Annotated in this window: 16 protein-coding genes; 13 read left to right on the plus strand and 3 right to left on the minus strand. The window is 64.7% G+C overall.

What is annotated here, in order from left to right; genetic code table 11:
• Positions 1 to 87: 87 nt before the first annotated feature.
• On the minus strand, positions 88 to 1,332 hold the full coding sequence (mshA, locus tag ACFVTG_RS05645) for a D-inositol-3-phosphate glycosyltransferase (RefSeq protein WP_390278794.1): 1,245 nt from the start codon (positions 1,330 to 1,332) through the stop codon (positions 88 to 90).
• A gap of 149 nt (positions 1,333 to 1,481) precedes the next feature.
• On the opposite strand from mshA, the gene ACFVTG_RS05650 reads away from it, so the two are divergent.
• From ACFVTG_RS05650 to tsaD, 7 genes are all read left to right on the plus strand, one after another.
• Positions 1,482 to 2,012, plus strand: coding sequence for a GNAT family N-acetyltransferase (locus tag ACFVTG_RS05650; protein ID WP_390278797.1), 531 nt, complete (start codon positions 1,482 to 1,484; stop codon positions 2,010 to 2,012).
• Between the two features lie 40 nt (positions 2,013 to 2,052).
• Positions 2,053 to 3,159: a carbohydrate kinase family protein gene (locus ACFVTG_RS05655; RefSeq protein ID WP_390278799.1), complete on the plus strand. Its 1,107-nt coding sequence runs from the start codon at positions 2,053 to 2,055 to the stop codon at positions 3,157 to 3,159.
• A 95-nt stretch (positions 3,160 to 3,254) separates the two neighbouring features.
• Positions 3,255 to 4,460, plus strand: coding sequence for an alanine racemase (gene alr / locus ACFVTG_RS05660; RefSeq protein WP_284756268.1), 1,206 nt, complete (start codon positions 3,255 to 3,257; stop codon positions 4,458 to 4,460).
• Between the two features lie 26 nt (positions 4,461 to 4,486).
• On the plus strand, positions 4,487 to 5,062 hold the full coding sequence (gene tsaE / locus ACFVTG_RS05665) for a tRNA (adenosine(37)-N6)-threonylcarbamoyltransferase complex ATPase subunit type 1 TsaE (protein WP_284756266.1): 576 nt from the start codon (positions 4,487 to 4,489) through the stop codon (positions 5,060 to 5,062).
• Positions 5,062 to 5,733: a tRNA (adenosine(37)-N6)-threonylcarbamoyltransferase complex dimerization subunit type 1 TsaB gene (gene tsaB, locus ACFVTG_RS05670; RefSeq protein ID WP_284756265.1), complete on the plus strand. Its 672-nt coding sequence runs from the start codon at positions 5,062 to 5,064 to the stop codon at positions 5,731 to 5,733. Before tsaE ends, tsaB begins: the two co-directional genes overlap by 1 nt.
• A 44-nt stretch (positions 5,734 to 5,777) precedes the next feature.
• Entirely contained in the window at positions 5,778 to 6,218 is a 441-nt protein-coding gene (gene rimI / locus ACFVTG_RS05675; protein ID WP_390278950.1) for a ribosomal protein S18-alanine N-acetyltransferase, read from the plus strand.
• Positions 6,215 to 7,324 (plus strand): tRNA (adenosine(37)-N6)-threonylcarbamoyltransferase complex transferase subunit TsaD, encoded by a 1,110-nt coding sequence (gene tsaD / locus ACFVTG_RS05680; protein ID WP_390278801.1) that lies wholly within the window; start codon positions 6,215 to 6,217, stop codon positions 7,322 to 7,324. The genes rimI and tsaD overlap by 4 nt, the downstream gene beginning before the upstream one ends.
• A gap of 49 nt (positions 7,325 to 7,373) precedes the next feature.
• On the opposite strand, the gene ACFVTG_RS05685 is transcribed toward tsaD, so the two are convergent.
• A complete protein-coding gene (locus ACFVTG_RS05685; RefSeq protein ID WP_390278803.1) occupies positions 7,374 to 8,525 on the minus strand; it encodes a glutamate--cysteine ligase in 1,152 nt (383 codons plus the stop codon).
• Between the two features lie 174 nt (positions 8,526 to 8,699).
• On the opposite strand from ACFVTG_RS05685, the gene ACFVTG_RS05690 reads away from it, so the two are divergent.
• The 3 genes from ACFVTG_RS05690 to ACFVTG_RS05700 all read left to right on the plus strand — a co-directional run bounded on the left by ACFVTG_RS05690 (position 8,700) and on the right by ACFVTG_RS05700 (position 10,918).
• Positions 8,700 to 9,860, plus strand: coding sequence for a GTP-binding protein (locus tag ACFVTG_RS05690; RefSeq protein WP_390278806.1), 1,161 nt, complete (start codon positions 8,700 to 8,702; stop codon positions 9,858 to 9,860).
• Positions 9,861 to 9,926: 66 nt separating this feature from the next.
• Positions 9,927 to 10,049, plus strand: coding sequence for a type B 50S ribosomal protein L36 (gene ykgO, locus ACFVTG_RS05695; RefSeq protein WP_284756257.1), 123 nt, complete (start codon positions 9,927 to 9,929; stop codon positions 10,047 to 10,049).
• A 50-nt stretch (positions 10,050 to 10,099) separates the two neighbouring features.
• Positions 10,100 to 10,918, plus strand: coding sequence for a shikimate 5-dehydrogenase (locus ACFVTG_RS05700; RefSeq protein ID WP_390278809.1), 819 nt, complete (start codon positions 10,100 to 10,102; stop codon positions 10,916 to 10,918).
• 23 nt (positions 10,919 to 10,941) lie between these two features.
• On the opposite strand, the gene ACFVTG_RS05705 is transcribed toward ACFVTG_RS05700, so the two are convergent.
• Positions 10,942 to 12,180 (minus strand): class I SAM-dependent methyltransferase, encoded by a 1,239-nt coding sequence (locus tag ACFVTG_RS05705; protein ID WP_284756255.1) that lies wholly within the window; start codon positions 12,178 to 12,180, stop codon positions 10,942 to 10,944.
• A gap of 77 nt (positions 12,181 to 12,257) precedes the next feature.
• Between ACFVTG_RS05705 and ACFVTG_RS05710 the strand changes: the two genes are divergently transcribed.
• The 3 genes from ACFVTG_RS05710 (at position 12,258) to groL (ending at position 14,886) form a co-directional block, all read left to right on the plus strand.
• On the plus strand, positions 12,258 to 12,668 hold the full coding sequence (locus tag ACFVTG_RS05710) for a hypothetical protein (protein ID WP_284756253.1): 411 nt from the start codon (positions 12,258 to 12,260) through the stop codon (positions 12,666 to 12,668).
• A gap of 224 nt (positions 12,669 to 12,892) precedes the next feature.
• On the plus strand, positions 12,893 to 13,189 hold the full coding sequence (gene groES / locus ACFVTG_RS05715) for a co-chaperone GroES (protein ID WP_028265041.1): 297 nt from the start codon (positions 12,893 to 12,895) through the stop codon (positions 13,187 to 13,189).
• Between the two features lie 86 nt (positions 13,190 to 13,275).
• On the plus strand, positions 13,276 to 14,886 hold the full coding sequence (groL, locus tag ACFVTG_RS05720; RefSeq protein ID WP_284756252.1) for a chaperonin GroEL: 1,611 nt from the start codon (positions 13,276 to 13,278) through the stop codon (positions 14,884 to 14,886).
• Positions 14,887 to 14,905: the final 19 nt, after the last annotated feature.

The raw sequence follows: 14,905 nt of genomic DNA on the forward strand, positions 1-14,905 counted from the left end.
GGGGCACATTGGTGAGCGAGCGTCGTCGGGAGGGGGCACATAGGTGAGCGAGCGTCGCCGGGAGGGGGCACATTGGTGAGCGGGGGTCTAGCTTGGGCGGACGAGGACAGCGCCGATGGCAGCGTGGTAGCTCTCGAGCGTGATGGCTGCCGTCCTCTGCCAGCCGAAGGACTCCGCGTGCACGGCGGCGGCACGACCCATATCTTCGCGGGTGCGGGGATCGTCGTACAGGGCTTCGATGACGTCGGCCCAGCGGGAGGGATCGTGGCCGTTAACCAAAATACCCGTCCGACCGTCGGCAAGAGCGCGGGACAGTCCACCCACGTTGGTGGCCACCACCGGAGTGCCGCAAGCCTGCGCCTCGAGGGCAACAAGCCCGAACGATTCGCTGAAGGATGGCATCAGCACGACGTCGGCTGACCGGAACCAGCCCGCCAGCTTGGGCGCCTTGACCGGCGCACGGTGCGTTACGACGTCGTCGAGCCCTGCGGCCGTAATGAAGGACTGTAGATTGAAGTCCTTGGCGCCGCTTAAGGCGCCAAGGATGGTCAGCTCGAGGTCGATGTCGGGCCGCCTCTTGCGGAGGATGCCGGCAGCCTCGATGAAGACCTGCGGGCCCTTGAGCCGTTGGATGCGTCCGGCGAAGAGCAAGTGGAAACTGCCCGGCCGCACACCAAGTTCGGCGCGGGACCGGGCCCGGAACGCTGGAGTGAACACGGTGAGGTCAACGCCGGGGGGTGCGATGTCGATATGGTCGAAATCGGCGTTGTAGTGCGATACGAGCTCCTGGGCTTCGGCGGGCGTATTGGCCACGAGGCGTGTGGCCCCATCCACGATCCGTTGTTCGCCGTCTTCACGCAGGCGCGGTTCAGGCCGCTCGCCGGATTCGAGCACCAGGTTCTTGACCTTCGCCATCGTGTGCATCGTGTGGATCAGCGGCACGTTCCACAATGCGGAGAGTTCCAGGCCGGCCACGCCGGAAACCCAGTAGTGCGAATGGATGGCGTCGTAACGGCCGTGCGGTTGCCGTTGCCGGATCCTCTCGATTTCGGCAACCATGGCATGGAGGAGCTCGGGAAGTTCCTCCTTGGGCAGTTTCCGGGGCGGGCCTGCCAGGACGTTATGGACGCAGACGCCGGGACCGGGATGTTCGACGGCGGGCTGCCCGGCGGACGTCGAACGCGTGAAGATCTCTACCTCCACGCCAAGATCCGCCAAGGCCATGGCCAGCGCCCGGACGTACACATTCATGCCGCCGGCATCGCCCGAACCCGGCTGCTCCATGGGGGAAGTGTGGAGTGACAGGAAGGCCACGCGACGGATCAACGACACCTCTACCTCCTGTATCCAACGCAATTCAACAAGCCCCGCAAAGCGACAAATCCTCTGCGTCCCAGCGAAAACACTACTCCTGACCCCCCTGGCATTGCAGCCGGACCAAGAGGGCCCTCTGCGCATGGCGGGCTGATACCGTAACGGACGTGAGCCACTCAAACAGCGAAGCAGGAACGCCGACGGCCGTTAAGTACGAGATCCGGCCCGCCGAGGAAAGCGACTGGCCCGGGATCTGGGCCGTCCTGGAACCCGTGATCCGGGCAGGGGAGACATTCACCTGGGACCGCGACACCACCGAAGAAACGGCACGGGGCAAATGGTTCAAGGAGGCGCCCGGCCTGACCTTCGTGGCAGTGCGCGACGGCGAAGTGCTGGGTACCGGTGAACTGCACGCAAACCAGGGCGGCGGCGGAAGCCATGTGGCCAACGCCGGCTACATGGTCCATGCCGACCACGGCGGGCAGGGAATCGCTCGAGCGCTGTGTGCCTATTCCTTGGTTGCCGCCCGGGATTCCGGGTTCAAGGCCATGCAGTTCAATGCGGTCGTCGAGAGCAACGTCCGCGCGGTGGGCCTGTGGCAGTCCATGGGCTTCCGCATCATGGCGACGATCCCCGAGGCCTTCCAACATCCGACCCTTGGCTACGTGGGGCTGCACGTCATGTACCAGGAGCTCTAAGAGCTTTGCACAATCGTGGCTGCGGCGTAGTCTGCCGTGCATGGACGCAACGCCCAGGACTGGATTCGATCCCCTCGCTGCCATCCGCGGGGCTGAGCAGGAAGACGGGGTCGATTCAGGGTGCGATCTTCTGCTGACAGGCACAGTGTTCCAGGACATCATCTTTACCGGACTGGACCGAAGCCCTGAACCAGGGACCGAAGTGTGGAGCCAAGGCATGGGGACCTGCCCTGGCGGCGTGGCAAACCAAGCCATCGCGGCCGCCCGGCTTGGGCTGCGGACCAGCCTTGCGGCGGCCTTCGGGGATGACGGATACGGGGACTTCAACTGGCGCATCCTGGAAAGCCAGGAGCATGTTGACCTTTCCCTGTCCAGGCGGTTCGAGGGCTGGCATTCCCCGGTCACCGTCTCCTTGTGCGTCGATCAGGACCGTTCCATGGTCACCCACGGCCACCCCTCGCCCATGAGCGCGTCCGAACTGATTGGCGATCCGCCCAAGGCGCTCGCCGCCGTCGCGGATCTCGCCGAGGAGCCGGAGCCATGGATGTTGGCGGCGCGGAAAGCCGGCGTCAAACTCTTCGGCGACGCAGGATGGGATCCGACCGGGGCGTGGTCGTCGAAGCGGCTGGACCAGCTCAGCAATTTCTACGCCTTCATGCCGAACCAACGGGAGGCGATGGCCTTTACCGGCAAGGACAACCCATGGTCTGCCCTCTACACGCTCGCCGACCGCGTTCCGGTGGCTGTAGTGACGTTGGGTGCGCAGGGAGCCATGGCCGTGGATTCCGAATCCGGTGAGGAGGAATGGGTGCCGTCCCTTCCCGTGACGGCGTACGACCCCACGGGAGCGGGCGACTGCTTTGGTGCGGCGTTTGTTGTGGGCTGCCTGGCCGGGTGGCCTTTGGGAGACCGGCTCCGTTTTGCCAATCTTTGTGCCTCGCTGGCGGTGCAGGAAGTGGGTGGCTCGCTGGCTGCGCCTGGTTGGGGAGACATCGCCGATTGGTGGCAACGAGCCAACGCCCGCAGGGAGCGGCAGTCCAGCCAGTGGCTCAAACGGTTCGCCTTCCTCGAGGACATTGTGGAGGACGTCCCGCCCGGGGCCCAACGTCGTGCAACAGCCACGATCGCCCACAACTCCGACGCCTGAGCGGCGCTCACTCGCCGGACAAGCCGCTCACCCTGCTGGACAACCCCTACACCCCCAGTCAACCCGCACGCCGCCGCGGCACTAGAATCGTGAGGGTGACTTACGAAGCAGCTGCCAGTTTCGAGCCCTCGACGAAATCGGGTTCGGCAACGGTCCTCGAACGATCAGCCGTCATTGACCTGGACGCCGTCCGGCACAACGTACGCCAGTTCGTGGCCATCGCCTCGCCTGCAAACGTCATGGCCGTGGTCAAGGCCGACGCCTATGGGCACGGCGCAGTGCAGGTGGCGCGGGCAGCCCTTGAAGCCGGCGCCCGATGGCTCGGTGTTGCCCATATTTCGGAGGCTTTGGCGCTACGCGCTGCCGGAATCGATGCCCCCATGCTGGCTTGGTTGCACACCACCCAAAGCAACTTCCAAGCGGCGGTCGCCGCCGGCGTCGACGTCGGGATATCCGGCTGGGAGCTGGACGCGGTGGTCGCCGCGGCGCGCGAACAGGAGCGGCCGGCCCGTATCCATCTCAAGGTTGACACCGGCCTGGGCCGCAACGGCTCCACCATTGCCCAATGGGACAAAGTGGTGGGCCAGGCCATGGAATACCAGGACGAGGGCCTCCTGCGCGTTGTGGGTATCTTTTCGCACTTGGCCGTGGCCGATGAACCCCACCGTCCCGAGACCGACGAGCAGTTGGCGGCCTTCCGGGAAGCGATTGCCGTGGCCGAGGACGCCGGAGTGGACACCGAAGTCCGGCATCTCGCCAACACTCCCGCCACGCTTTCGCGCCCGGATGCCCACTTCGACCTCGTCCGCGTGGGGCTCGGCCTCTACGGATTGTCCCCTTTCGAAGGACAAAGCTCTGCGGAACTTGGTCTCCGCCCCGCCATGACGGTGCGCACCCTCGTTTCCAATTGCAAGCGCGTGCCCGAAGGCCAAGGGGTGTCCTACGGACTCAACTACCGGACTTCCAGCGAGAGTGCCTTGGGCCTGATCCCGCTCGGTTATGCCGACGGCGTGCCGCGGGTCGCCACCGGCGGACCGGTGCGGGTCAGCGGGGTCAACTACCCCGTTGTGGGCCGGATCGCCATGGACCAGATGGTCATCGACCTTGGGAATGCGGTGACGGACGAAGCCGGTTGGCTGGGTGCCGAAGCCGTCATGTTTGGTGACGGAGCCGACGGCGGCCCGACGGCGGACGACTGGGCTGCCGCCGCGGGAACCAACAACTATGAGATTGTCACCCGCATCAGCCCGCGCGTGCCGCGCATCTACGTCAATGAGACTCCGGCGGCGGATGCGCGGTGAGCGGGGCTTCGATTGATAGGACCCCGTTGAGTGCGGCATTGTGGGAACGGACCGTCAAGGTCGCGACGGCGGAGCAGACGCACGCGTTGGGCTCGGCGCTCGCCGGGGTCCTTGAGCCGGGCGACCTGCTCGTCCTGACAGGCGAACTCGGTGCCGGCAAGACCACCTTCACGCAGGGACTCGGCGAAGGACTGGGCGTCCGTGCCGGCGTCATCTCGCCCACGTTCGTCCTGGTGCGGATTCACCCCAACCTGCCCGACGGGCCACGCCCCGGCGGCCCGGATTTGGTCCACGTTGATGCTTACCGGCTGGCGTCCGCCGCGGAAATCGACGACATCGACCTCGAAAACACCATGGACAACTCAGTGACGGTTGTCGAATGGGGGCGCGAGCGCGTGGAACACCTTTCGGATAGTCGCTTGGACATCGAGATGCACCGGACGGTGGGCGGCGCGGATTCGACGGTCGCCAGTGCGGCCACGACCCAGGATGCTGTGCTGGACTTCGACCCGGAGGACGACGACGAACCGCGCACTATCGTTTTCCGCGGCTTTGGCCCTCGGTGGAGCGCCGTGCCGGAATTACTGGAGGAGAACGCCTGATGCTGATTTTGGCCATTGATACTTCGGCCGTGGCGAGTGCGGCCCTCATCTCGGACGATGCCCTGGAAGGCGTGGTGGAGTCCTTCGCCACGGAGGACACCCGCAGCCATGCCGAGGTGCTGGCGCCCGGCATTGAGAAACTCCTGGCCGACGCCGGCGTCAGCGGCGCCGACATCGACCTCATCGTCACGGGCGTTGGCCCAGGACCATTCACCGGGCTTCGTTCAGGGATTGCAACGGCCCGCACTTTGGCATTTGCGTGGAACAAGCCGCTTTTCGGTCTGATGAGCCTGGACGCGATCGCTTTGGAAGTGGCCGAATCAACGGAGGCGCAGGCAGAGTTCCTCGTGGCCACGGATGCCCGTCGCAAGGAGGTCTACTGGGCGCGCTACACGCTCAACGATAGCCAGCTCCCGGAGCTCGTGGACGGTCCGCACGTCGGTTTCGCATCGGAGTTGCCCGATCTCCCGGTCTTCGGTGCCGGCGGAGGCATCTATGCGGACGTGGTCAACGCGAACGAGGAATTCAGCAGCACCCAGCCCGACGCCGCCTCGTTGGGCCAGTTCGCCATGGCCCTCTTGGCAGCAGGCGCGGAGCTGCCGGATTCCACACCCTTGTATTTGCGGGAATCCGACGCGCAAGTGCCGGGCCCGAGGAAGCGTGCCCTGTGAACCCCTCGTACCAGTTCAAACTCGACGGCGTGACCTTGCGCGACATGACCGCTGACGACGTCACCGCCGTCGAGGTCCTCGAACGTCGGCTCTTCCCGGTGGATGCGTGGCCGATGCAGATGTTTTTCGATGAACTTGCCCAGGTTGATACCCGCCGCTACGTGGTTGCCGAATCCGACGGCCAGATTGTGGCCTACGCGGGGCTCATGTGCATCGAGCCGATCGCCGACGTCCAGACGATCGCCGTCGTGCCCGAATTCGAAGGCAGGGGAATTGGCTCCGCCATCCTCACGGAACTGATCGAAGAGGCCCGACGGCGCGGCGCGGTGGAAGTGCTCCTGGAGGTCCGTGCCGACAATCCGCGCGCGCAGGCCTTGTATGTGCGGTTCGGCTTCGAGCAGATCCATGTGCGTCGGCGGTACTACCGCGACGGTACGGATGCCCTCATCATGAGGCTGACATTGACTGAAGGAATTCCGGCATGAACCGCTCCCACACCGTCCAGCCGCTCGTGCTGGGGATCGAGTCCTCCTGCGACGAAACCGGCGTAGGGATTGTCCGTGGCACCACTTTGCTGACCAACACGGTGTCTTCCTCGATGGACGAGCACGTCCGCTTCGGCGGCGTCATTCCGGAGATCGCTTCGCGTGCGCACCTGGACGCTTTTGTTCCCACGCTGCAGGAGGCCTTGCACGAGGCAGGGGTCACGCTGGACGATATCGACGCCATCGCCGTGACCTCCGGACCTGGCTTGGCGGGCGCGCTCATGGTGGGTGTTTGCGCGGCCAAGGCGCTTTCTGTTGCCACGGGCAAACCGCTCTATGCGATCAACCACTTAGTGGCGCATGTCGGCGTCGCGCTCCTTGACGGGGGTGCCGGCGGCACGGGGGGACCCGGTTCGGCCGGCCGGCTGCCGGAAAATCTCGGCGCGTTGCTGGTCTCCGGCGGGCATACGGAAATCCTGCGCATCCGCAGCATCACCGACGACGTCGAGATGCTCGGCTCCACGATCGACGACGCCGCGGGCGAGGCCTACGACAAAGTGGCGAGGCTCCTGGGCCTTGGCTACCCGGGCGGACCGGCCATCGACAAACTCGCCAAGGAAGGCAACGCCAAGGCCATCCGCTTCCCGCGCGGCCTGACGCAACCCAAGTACATGGGAACCACGGAGGAGCCGGGACCCCATCGCTACGACTGGTCCTTCAGCGGGCTCAAGACCGCCGTCGCGCGCTGCGTTGAACAGTTCGAAGCGCGCGGTGAGGACGTTCCCGTTGCCGATATCGCCGCTGCATTCCAGGAAGCGGTAGTGGACGTGATCACGTCCAAGGCTGTCCTGGCGTGCAAGGAGAACGGGATCACGGACCTCCTGCTGGGCGGCGGCGTTGCAGCCAACTCCCGGCTCCGTGAGCTGACAGGGCAACGCTGCAGCTCTGCCGGGATCACCTTGCATGTGCCGCCGCTGCCACTGTGCACCGACAACGGCGCCATGGTTGCTGCCTTGGGCTCGCAGCTCATCATGGCGGGAATCGATCCTAGCGGCGTCGCGTTCGCTCCGGATTCTTCCCTACCGGTGACCACGGTATCGGTGTAGGCGCCGGAGTCCGGCTGCATGCTGGACAGCAGGGCTAAGCGGTCGGAGGCTAGGCGGTCGGAACGGACCGCATTTGCTCAACGAGATCCTGGACAACCGCGTGGAGATCGCCGTCGTGCTGCGCGGCGACGCGGCGCTGGCGCTGGTAGCCTGCTCCGCGGGCGATGATCTTTTCGACGTCGGCCAGTTCCTTGGAGCAACCCAGCTTCTCAGCGACAGGCGCCAAGCGCAGCAGCGTTTCCTTCAGGTGCTCAGTGACGAGCTGCTCATTTCCTTCGGCGTCGAGGATGATGATCGCTTCCATGCCGTAACGGGCGGCGCGCCACTTGTTTTCCTGGATGTGCCACGGCGGCATGGTGGGAATGCTGCCGCCGTTGTCCAGGATCGTGGAAAACTCGTCCACCAGGCATTGGGTCAAGGCCGCAACAGCGCCGACTTCCTCGAGGGTGGCCAGGCCGTCGCAAATGCGCATCTCGATGGTGCCCAGATTCGGCACCGGACGGATATCCCAGCGGATCTCAGACAGGGTATCGATGACTCCGGTAGTGAACATGTCCTGGACGTAGGACTCGTATTCGGCCCAGCTGGGGAACTGGAAAGGCAATCCTGCCGTGGGCAGTTGCTGGAACATGAGGGCGCGTTGTGACGCATAGCCAGTGTCTTCGCCGCCCCAGAACGGGCTCGAAGCGGACAATGCCTGGAAATGCGGGAAGTAGTTGACCAAGCCATCGAGGATGGGGAGCGCCTTGTCCCTTCGGTCCAGGCCGACATGGACGTGCACCCCGTAGATGACCATTTGCCGTCCCCACCATTGGGTGCGGTCGATCAATTTGGCATAGCGTTCTTTGTCCGAGACCGGCTGAAGCTGAGGCGGGCTGAAAGGATGGCTTCCGGCGCAGAAAAGCTCCACGCCCATGGGGTCGGTGACTTCCCTGACGGCCCGCAGGGACCGGGCCAGGTCTTCCTTGGCTTCCTTGACGGTGTTGCACACGCCCGTGACAAGTTCCACGGTGTTCAAGAGCAGTTCCCGTTTGATGTGCGGATGCTCGTCGTCTTCGTTCAAGTCCGGATGCCGCGATGCCACGCCCCGCAGGACCTCATTCGCAACGGAGACCAATTCGCCGGTGCGTGCGTTGACGAGCGCGAGCTCCCATTCCACCCCCAGGGTCGACTGCCTGGATGAAGCGAAATCAATCTGCACGTGGGTCCCCTCGGTATTTGCCAAAAACGCCCTGAGCAATGCCCGCCGTGGGGCCGTCAGCGGTTGGCTCAAGTCTAATGCAGGGGCGGTACGGTACCGCATGATGGGAACCGCAAGGTAAAACAGGAAACCAGCTGTTGCTAATGAGAATGATTTGCATCTATGATAGTTGACATGCATCTTTCTGTTGTCAGCTCACTGGACAGCCAATGCCGCGAAGCAGCCACCGCCAGGCTTGGGCGGACCCACCGCGATTCGGTGGTGGTCCTTCACGACCTCCTGGACGGTTCCGTCGTTTTGCGGAGGGTTTTCCGCGACGGCGAACTGGTGGAGCGGGCACAAACCGTCTTGGAGCACGGTTGCCTCAGCTGCACGGTCCGCCTTGATGTTGTCCCGACGGCGGAACGCCTCGCGTCCTCCGGCCATGACCACATCGTCCTGGGCCTGCCACCGGGTGTCTCCGTGGAGATGGCGGTGGCCGAACTCAAACGGGGCCTTGAGCGGCCTGCCGTCATCGACAACGCCGTGTTGGCGATCGATCCCTCCGGCCTGGAAGACCATATCTGGGACAAACACACGCTGTATGAATCCGGCTTCACGGCCATGCCCGAAGATGACCGCACCAGCGGAGAATTTCTCATTGGGGAATTGAGCCACGCGGATACTGTCATGGTGCACGCCGGTCTGGGGGCAGAGCTCACCGGCTTGCGCCCGGACTCAAGCGAGGCCTGGACCCACGGCGTGGAACTTCTTGGGCAGCTTGCGCCGCACGCAGCCATTTCCGCGGGCGACGACGACTTCCGGCCCGGCTGCTACGACGGCGCCGAGGCTCTCGCGAGACTCCGTCGTGGTTCCGTGAGGGTGCCGCTCGAGGAGGAGTCGGGGAGTTTCCGGACAGTGCTCCACAAAGTGGAGCGTCCGCTTCATCCGGGGCGCTTCCAGGAGGCGCTACCCAAGTTGGCCGAGGGATGCCACTGGATGCGGGGCCGCTTGTGGATTGCTTCGGCGGCCAAGGTTCGGATCGCGGTGCAGGGAATCGGGCCGCGTGTTTGGCTCGAGAGCACTGGCGAGTGGCTTGCGGACGCCGGCGCCGGCCCTGTCCTCGACGGCAAAGGGCTGCAGCACGGAAAGGCACTCCACGACGTCGACGCCGTTCTCGACTGGCACCCCCGCTTTGGTGACCGCGGCACTGTGCTGGCCGTGACCGGACGAGGGGAGGACCTCGACGCCGCGGAAATCCGGGCCCTGCTGGACAGTTGTGCACTAAGCGAAGCGGAGCTGCGGCACGGCTTCGCCGGACTCGAGGACCCTTTTGAACTCGAATCCACCCTTTAGCCGAGCTCCAGCCTCGGTGGAACAAAGCCCGAATCAAACAAGTCAAAACCCGAGAAGGAGAACCCCATGAAAGTCAGGAACTCGTTGCGTGCCCTCAAGAAGATCCCCGGCGCTCAAGTGATCCGCCGGCGCGGCCGCACCTTTGTCATCAACAAGCTGAATCCGCGCTTCAAGGCGCGCCAAGGCTAGCTCCCCGTCTAGGCTGGGCAGAGAACCCGCTACGCGAAGGAAGCCCCGTTATGCCGATCCTCAATAAAGACATGACGCTCTGTATTTCTCTCTCTGCCCGGCCAAGCAATAACGGAACGCGTTTCCACAACTTCCTGTACGAAGCGCTCGGCCTGAATTGGATCTACAAGGCCTTCGCTCCCACCGACCTCCCGAACGCGATCGCCGGCGTGCGCGGCCTGGGCATCCGCGGCTGTGCCGTCTCGATGCCTTACAAGGAAGACGTCATCGCCCTCGTCGACCGGATGGATGCTTCGGCCGCCGCTATCGACTCGGTCAACACGATCGTGAACGACGCCGGCGTGCTGACGGCCTACAACACGGACTACACCGCGATCGCCCAGCTGATCGAGCGCAACGCGATCGACCCGGCGTCGTCCGTGCTGCTCCGCGGGTCCGGCGGTATGGCCAAGGCCACCGCGGCGGCCTTCCGCGACGCCGGATTCTCCCGCGTTACTGTGGTTGCCCGGAACGAAAAGCTCGGGCAGTCCCTCGCAGGACTCTACGGCTTCGGCTGGCAGGCCGAACTGGGGGAGTCGACGGCGGAGGTCCTCGTCAACGTCACACCGATCGGCATGGCCGGCGGACCCGAGTCCGGCTCGCTGTCCTTCCCCGAAGCGGCGGTGGCGGCCGCGCAGGTAGTGTTCGACGTCGTCGCCCTCCCCTCCGAAACGCCGCTCATCAAGGCCGGCCGTGCGGCAGGAAAGACCGTGATCAGCGGCGCCGAGGTAGCCACCATCCAGGCGCTCGAACAGTTCGTGCTCTACACGGGCATCACGCCCACGCCGGAGCAGGTGGCCGCTGCCGAGGAGTTCACCCGCGCCCAATAGGGCACCACGGCCCAGAGACCAGCTCAGGCAGCCGCTACCGGCTCCACCACAACAGCCACCTTTTCCTCGCCGATCCTGGTGAGGACCAGGGTGGCTGTTTTGTTGCCGCGGCCTTTTGCCGAGCCCTTTCCAGCCGGCAGCAACTGTTTGCGCAGTTCCTCAGGGGTGACGGAGGTGCCGCGCTTCTTGATGTCCAGGACCCCGACGCCGTTGGCCTTCACCCACGCTTTGAGGGCCTTGATGTTCAACGGCATGACTTCCAGGACTTTGTAGGCGCGGGCGAACGGTGTCTCAACCAGTTCCGGAGCGCAGATATAGGCGATGTGTTGGTCCACCAAGTGGCCGCCGAGCCGGAGTGCGACATCGGCCACCAGGCCCGCACGGATCACCGCCCCGTCCGGTTCGTACAGGTATCCCTCCACGGGCCCGACGTCGGGCACCGGGCCGCCGTCGAAATCTTCGCCGCTGGTGATCTCGGCTGCGCCCTGGGGCCCGAGCACCAAGGCCGCGCGGCGGATGCCCGGACGGGCGACGTCGTTGAACCACAGCGTTACTTCCGTGACGTCCCCTCCCACCGAAACCCACTGTGCCTCGCAGTCGGCCGGAACCGATTCGTGCGGCATTCCCGGGCCCATCTTGACCCCGACGGACTTGCCGGTAGCGGCAAGCGATTCAACGAAGGACAACGGCGGCGAGAACGCCTCCGGATCCCAGATCCGTTTGGTACCCGACGACGACGTCGTGCGGCGCGCCGGATCGAGCCACACGCCGTCGACCCCGTCGAGGGACACGGACGTGGCGTCAGAGTGCACCACCGACGCATGCGGGAAAGGCATGAGGTTGATGGTGGCGCACGCTGCGGTAGTCTCATCCAGTTCCACGGCGGTGACCTTGATGTCCATGGAGGCCATCGCCATGGAGTCGGCTCCAAGCCCGCAGCCGAGGTCCGCTACGTGCTGCGTGCCCGCCTTGGCGAATCGCTCGGCGTGCCTGGCTGCCACATTGAGCCGGGTGGCCTGTTCCAGGCCCGCCTGGGTGAAGAGCATCTGCCGGGCGAATTCTCCGAACTTGGCCTCGGCCCGCGTGCGGAGCCTGGACTGGGTGAGGACGGCCGCCACGAGTGCGGGGGAGTGGCCATCTTTGCGCAGGCGCGCATTGAGGGCGAACGCTTCGCCGTCACGGTATGGTCCCAAGGATGCCAGCAGTTCCCAACCCTCCGTTGTCAGCAAGGGGGCAATCTGGTCCGGGGGTGTGTCAGCCATGGGAACTAGCCTAGTGCTCGCCCGTCATACAGTGCGGAGGGGGAGCCGGGAGCACCCGGGCGGATAGGGTTGATGCCATGGAAGACAACCCAGTACGCCAGCCTGACGACGCCAATGGTTCTCCCTTTGCCCCCGATAAACGCCCGTTCGCCGGAAATCTCTCCAAGTATGCCCGCCCCGCGCTCATCGTGGGTGCCTTGATCGCCATTGTCTGCATCGCGCTGTTGATCATTATTTTCTTCCTCGACTCCTTCAACGCTGCCACCTACTCGATGACCGGAAAGAGCGTCCAGGACGCCACGGATGAGGCCCGGGAGATCCGCGACACCTACACCGGTGCGCGCATCGGAGCGATCGTCGGGCTGGTGGTGTTCGGCGTCGTCGCGCTCGCCAGCGGCGTAGTGCTCTACCTGAACCGCGGAAACGCGCCGAAGGAAGAGTACGACGACGGTGAGGACGTTGACTTCGACGACCTCGCCGGGCAATGAGCTACTTGAGCCGGAAGCGGCTCTTGGGACGTTCACCCGTGACGGAATTCTGGCACTCGCCTTGACCGAGTGCTAATGCTTACATAGAGTCTTGATTAGCACTCTCCCTAGGCGGGTGCTAATCATGCCGCCAGGCACTTACCGGCACCGCGACGACGGTAAGCACGCCACGGCACCCCTGGTTTGATAGTCCATGTACTACCTCACGTAAAGGAGAGATCCGAGTGTCGGTCTCCATTAAGCCTCTCGAGGATCGCATTGTTGTCCGCCCGCTCGAAGCAGAGCAGACCACGGCTTCCGGCCTGGTCATCCCGGACACTGCACAGGAAAAGCCGCAGGAAGGCGAAGTTGTTGCAGTTGGCCCCGGCCGCTTCGATGACAACGGCAACCGCGTCCCCGTCGACGTAACCGTCGGCGACGTCGTCATCTACTCCAAGTACGGCGGAACTGAAGTCAAGACCGGCGGCAACGAATACCTCGTTCTGTCCGCCCGCGACGTTCTGGCGATCGTCGTTAAGTAATTCCCTGGATCCCGCATCGCAGATCGAGTCGGACTTCTTCCGGTCGAATCAGCGGTGCGGGTTTTCCGTCTTGAAAGGACACAACCATGGCAAAGCAGCTTGCGTTTAACGACGCTGCCCGTCGCTCGCTCGAAGCAGGCATTGACAAGCTCGCCAACACCGTCAAGGTCACCCTTGGCCCGCGTGGCCGCAACGTCGTTCTGGACAAGAAGTGGGGCGCTCCCACCATCACCAACGACGGCGTGACGATCGCCCGCGAAGTCGAACTCGACGACCCGTATGAGAACCTTGGCGCGCAGCTGGCCAAGGAAGTCGCCACCAAGACCAATGACGTCGCTGGCGACGGCACCACCACGGCCACCGTGCTGGCACAGGCACTCGTCAAGGAAGGCCTGCGCAACGTTGCCGCCGGAGCCGCCCCTGGCGAAATCAAGCGCGGTATCGAGGTTTCCGTCCAGGCCGTGGCTGCCCGCCTCCTGGAGAACGCCCGCGAAGTAGAAGGCACCCAGGTTGCCAGCGTTGCCGCGATCTCCGCCCAGAGCGATGAGGTTGGCGAGCTTCTCGCCGAGGCGTTCGGCAAGGTCGGCAAGGATGGCGTCATCACCATCGAAGAGTCCTCCACCACGCAGACCGAACTGGTCCTCACCGAGGGCATGCAGTTCGACAAGGGCTACCTGTCCCCGTACTTCGTCACTGACGCGGAACGCCAGGAAGCCGTTCTGGAAGACGCGCTCATCCTGATCAACCAGGGCAAGATCTCCTCGCTGCAGGAATTCCTGCCGCTCCTTGAGAAGGCCCTGCAGGCTGCCAAGCCGCTCTTCATCATCGCTGAGGACATCGACGGCGAGGCACTGTCCACGCTGATCGTGAACCGTATCCGTGGCACCCTGAACGTCGTTGCCGTCAAGGCCCCGGGCTTCGGCGACCGCCGCAAGGCCATGCTGCAGGACATTGCCACACTGACCGGCGCACAGGTTGTCTCCCCGGAGCTCGGCCTGTCCCTGGACCAGGTTGGCCTCGAGGTCCTCGGCAGTGCCCGCCGGATCACCGTCACCAAGGACAACACCACCATCGTTGACGGCGCTGGCACGCCCGAGGACGTCGCAGCACGCGTCGCCCAGATCCGCGCCGAGCTGACCCGCACCGACTCCGACTGGGACCGGGAAAAGCTGCAGGAAAGGCTGGCAAAGCTGGCCGGCGGCATCGGCGTCATCAAGGTCGGCGCAGCCACCGAAGTCGAGCTCAAGGAAAAGAAGCACCGCATCGAGGACGCAGTGTCCTCCACGCGTGCGGCCCTTGAGGAAGGCATCGTCTCCGGCGGTGGATCCGCCCTCATCCACGCGCTCAAGGCACTGGACGAGGACGCCGCAGTCAAGGCCCTGGAAGGTGACGCGGCTGCCGCCGTCGGCATCGTCCGCCGCGCCCTGACCCAGCCTCTTCGCTGGATCGCCCAGAACGCCGGCTTCGACGGCTACGTCGTCGTCGCCAAGGTTGCCGAGCTGGAAGACAACCACGGATTCAACGCGAAGTCCGGCGTGTACGAGGACCTGATCGCCGCTGGCGTGATCGACCCCGTCAAGGTCACCCGCTCCGCGCTCCAGAACGCCGCGTCCATCGCAGCCCTGGTTCTCACCACCGAGACCCTGGTTGTCGAGAAGCCGGCCGAGGAAGACGAGCACGCAGGCCACAGCCACTAGTCCCCACCGCCTCCCTAGC

The organism is Arthrobacter sp. NPDC058127 (assembly GCF_042884555.1).
Lineage (GTDB): Bacteria > Actinomycetota > Actinomycetes > Actinomycetales > Micrococcaceae > Arthrobacter.

Coding starts and splice junctions, on each gene's coding strand:
- ACFVTG_RS05655 (WP_390278799.1), top strand. CDS start 2,053: ATGGACGCAACGCCCAGGACTGGATTCGATCCCCTCGCTGCCATCCGC.
- tsaB (WP_284756265.1), top strand. CDS start 5,062: ATGCTGATTTTGGCCATTGATACTTCGGCCGTGGCGAGTGCGGCCCTC.
- rimI (WP_390278950.1), top strand. CDS start 5,778: ATGACCGCTGACGACGTCACCGCCGTCGAGGTCCTCGAACGTCGGCTC.
- tsaD (WP_390278801.1), top strand. CDS start 6,215: ATGAACCGCTCCCACACCGTCCAGCCGCTCGTGCTGGGGATCGAGTCC.
- ACFVTG_RS05690 (WP_390278806.1), top strand. CDS start 8,700: ATGCATCTTTCTGTTGTCAGCTCACTGGACAGCCAATGCCGCGAAGCA.
- ykgO (WP_284756257.1), top strand. CDS start 9,927: ATGAAAGTCAGGAACTCGTTGCGTGCCCTCAAGAAGATCCCCGGCGCT.
- ACFVTG_RS05700 (WP_390278809.1), top strand. CDS start 10,100: ATGCCGATCCTCAATAAAGACATGACGCTCTGTATTTCTCTCTCTGCC.
- ACFVTG_RS05705 (WP_284756255.1), bottom strand. CDS start 12,180: ATGGCTGACACACCCCCGGACCAGATTGCCCCCTTGCTGACAACGGAG.
- ACFVTG_RS05710 (WP_284756253.1), top strand. CDS start 12,258: ATGGAAGACAACCCAGTACGCCAGCCTGACGACGCCAATGGTTCTCCC.
- groL (WP_284756252.1), top strand. CDS start 13,276: ATGGCAAAGCAGCTTGCGTTTAACGACGCTGCCCGTCGCTCGCTCGAA.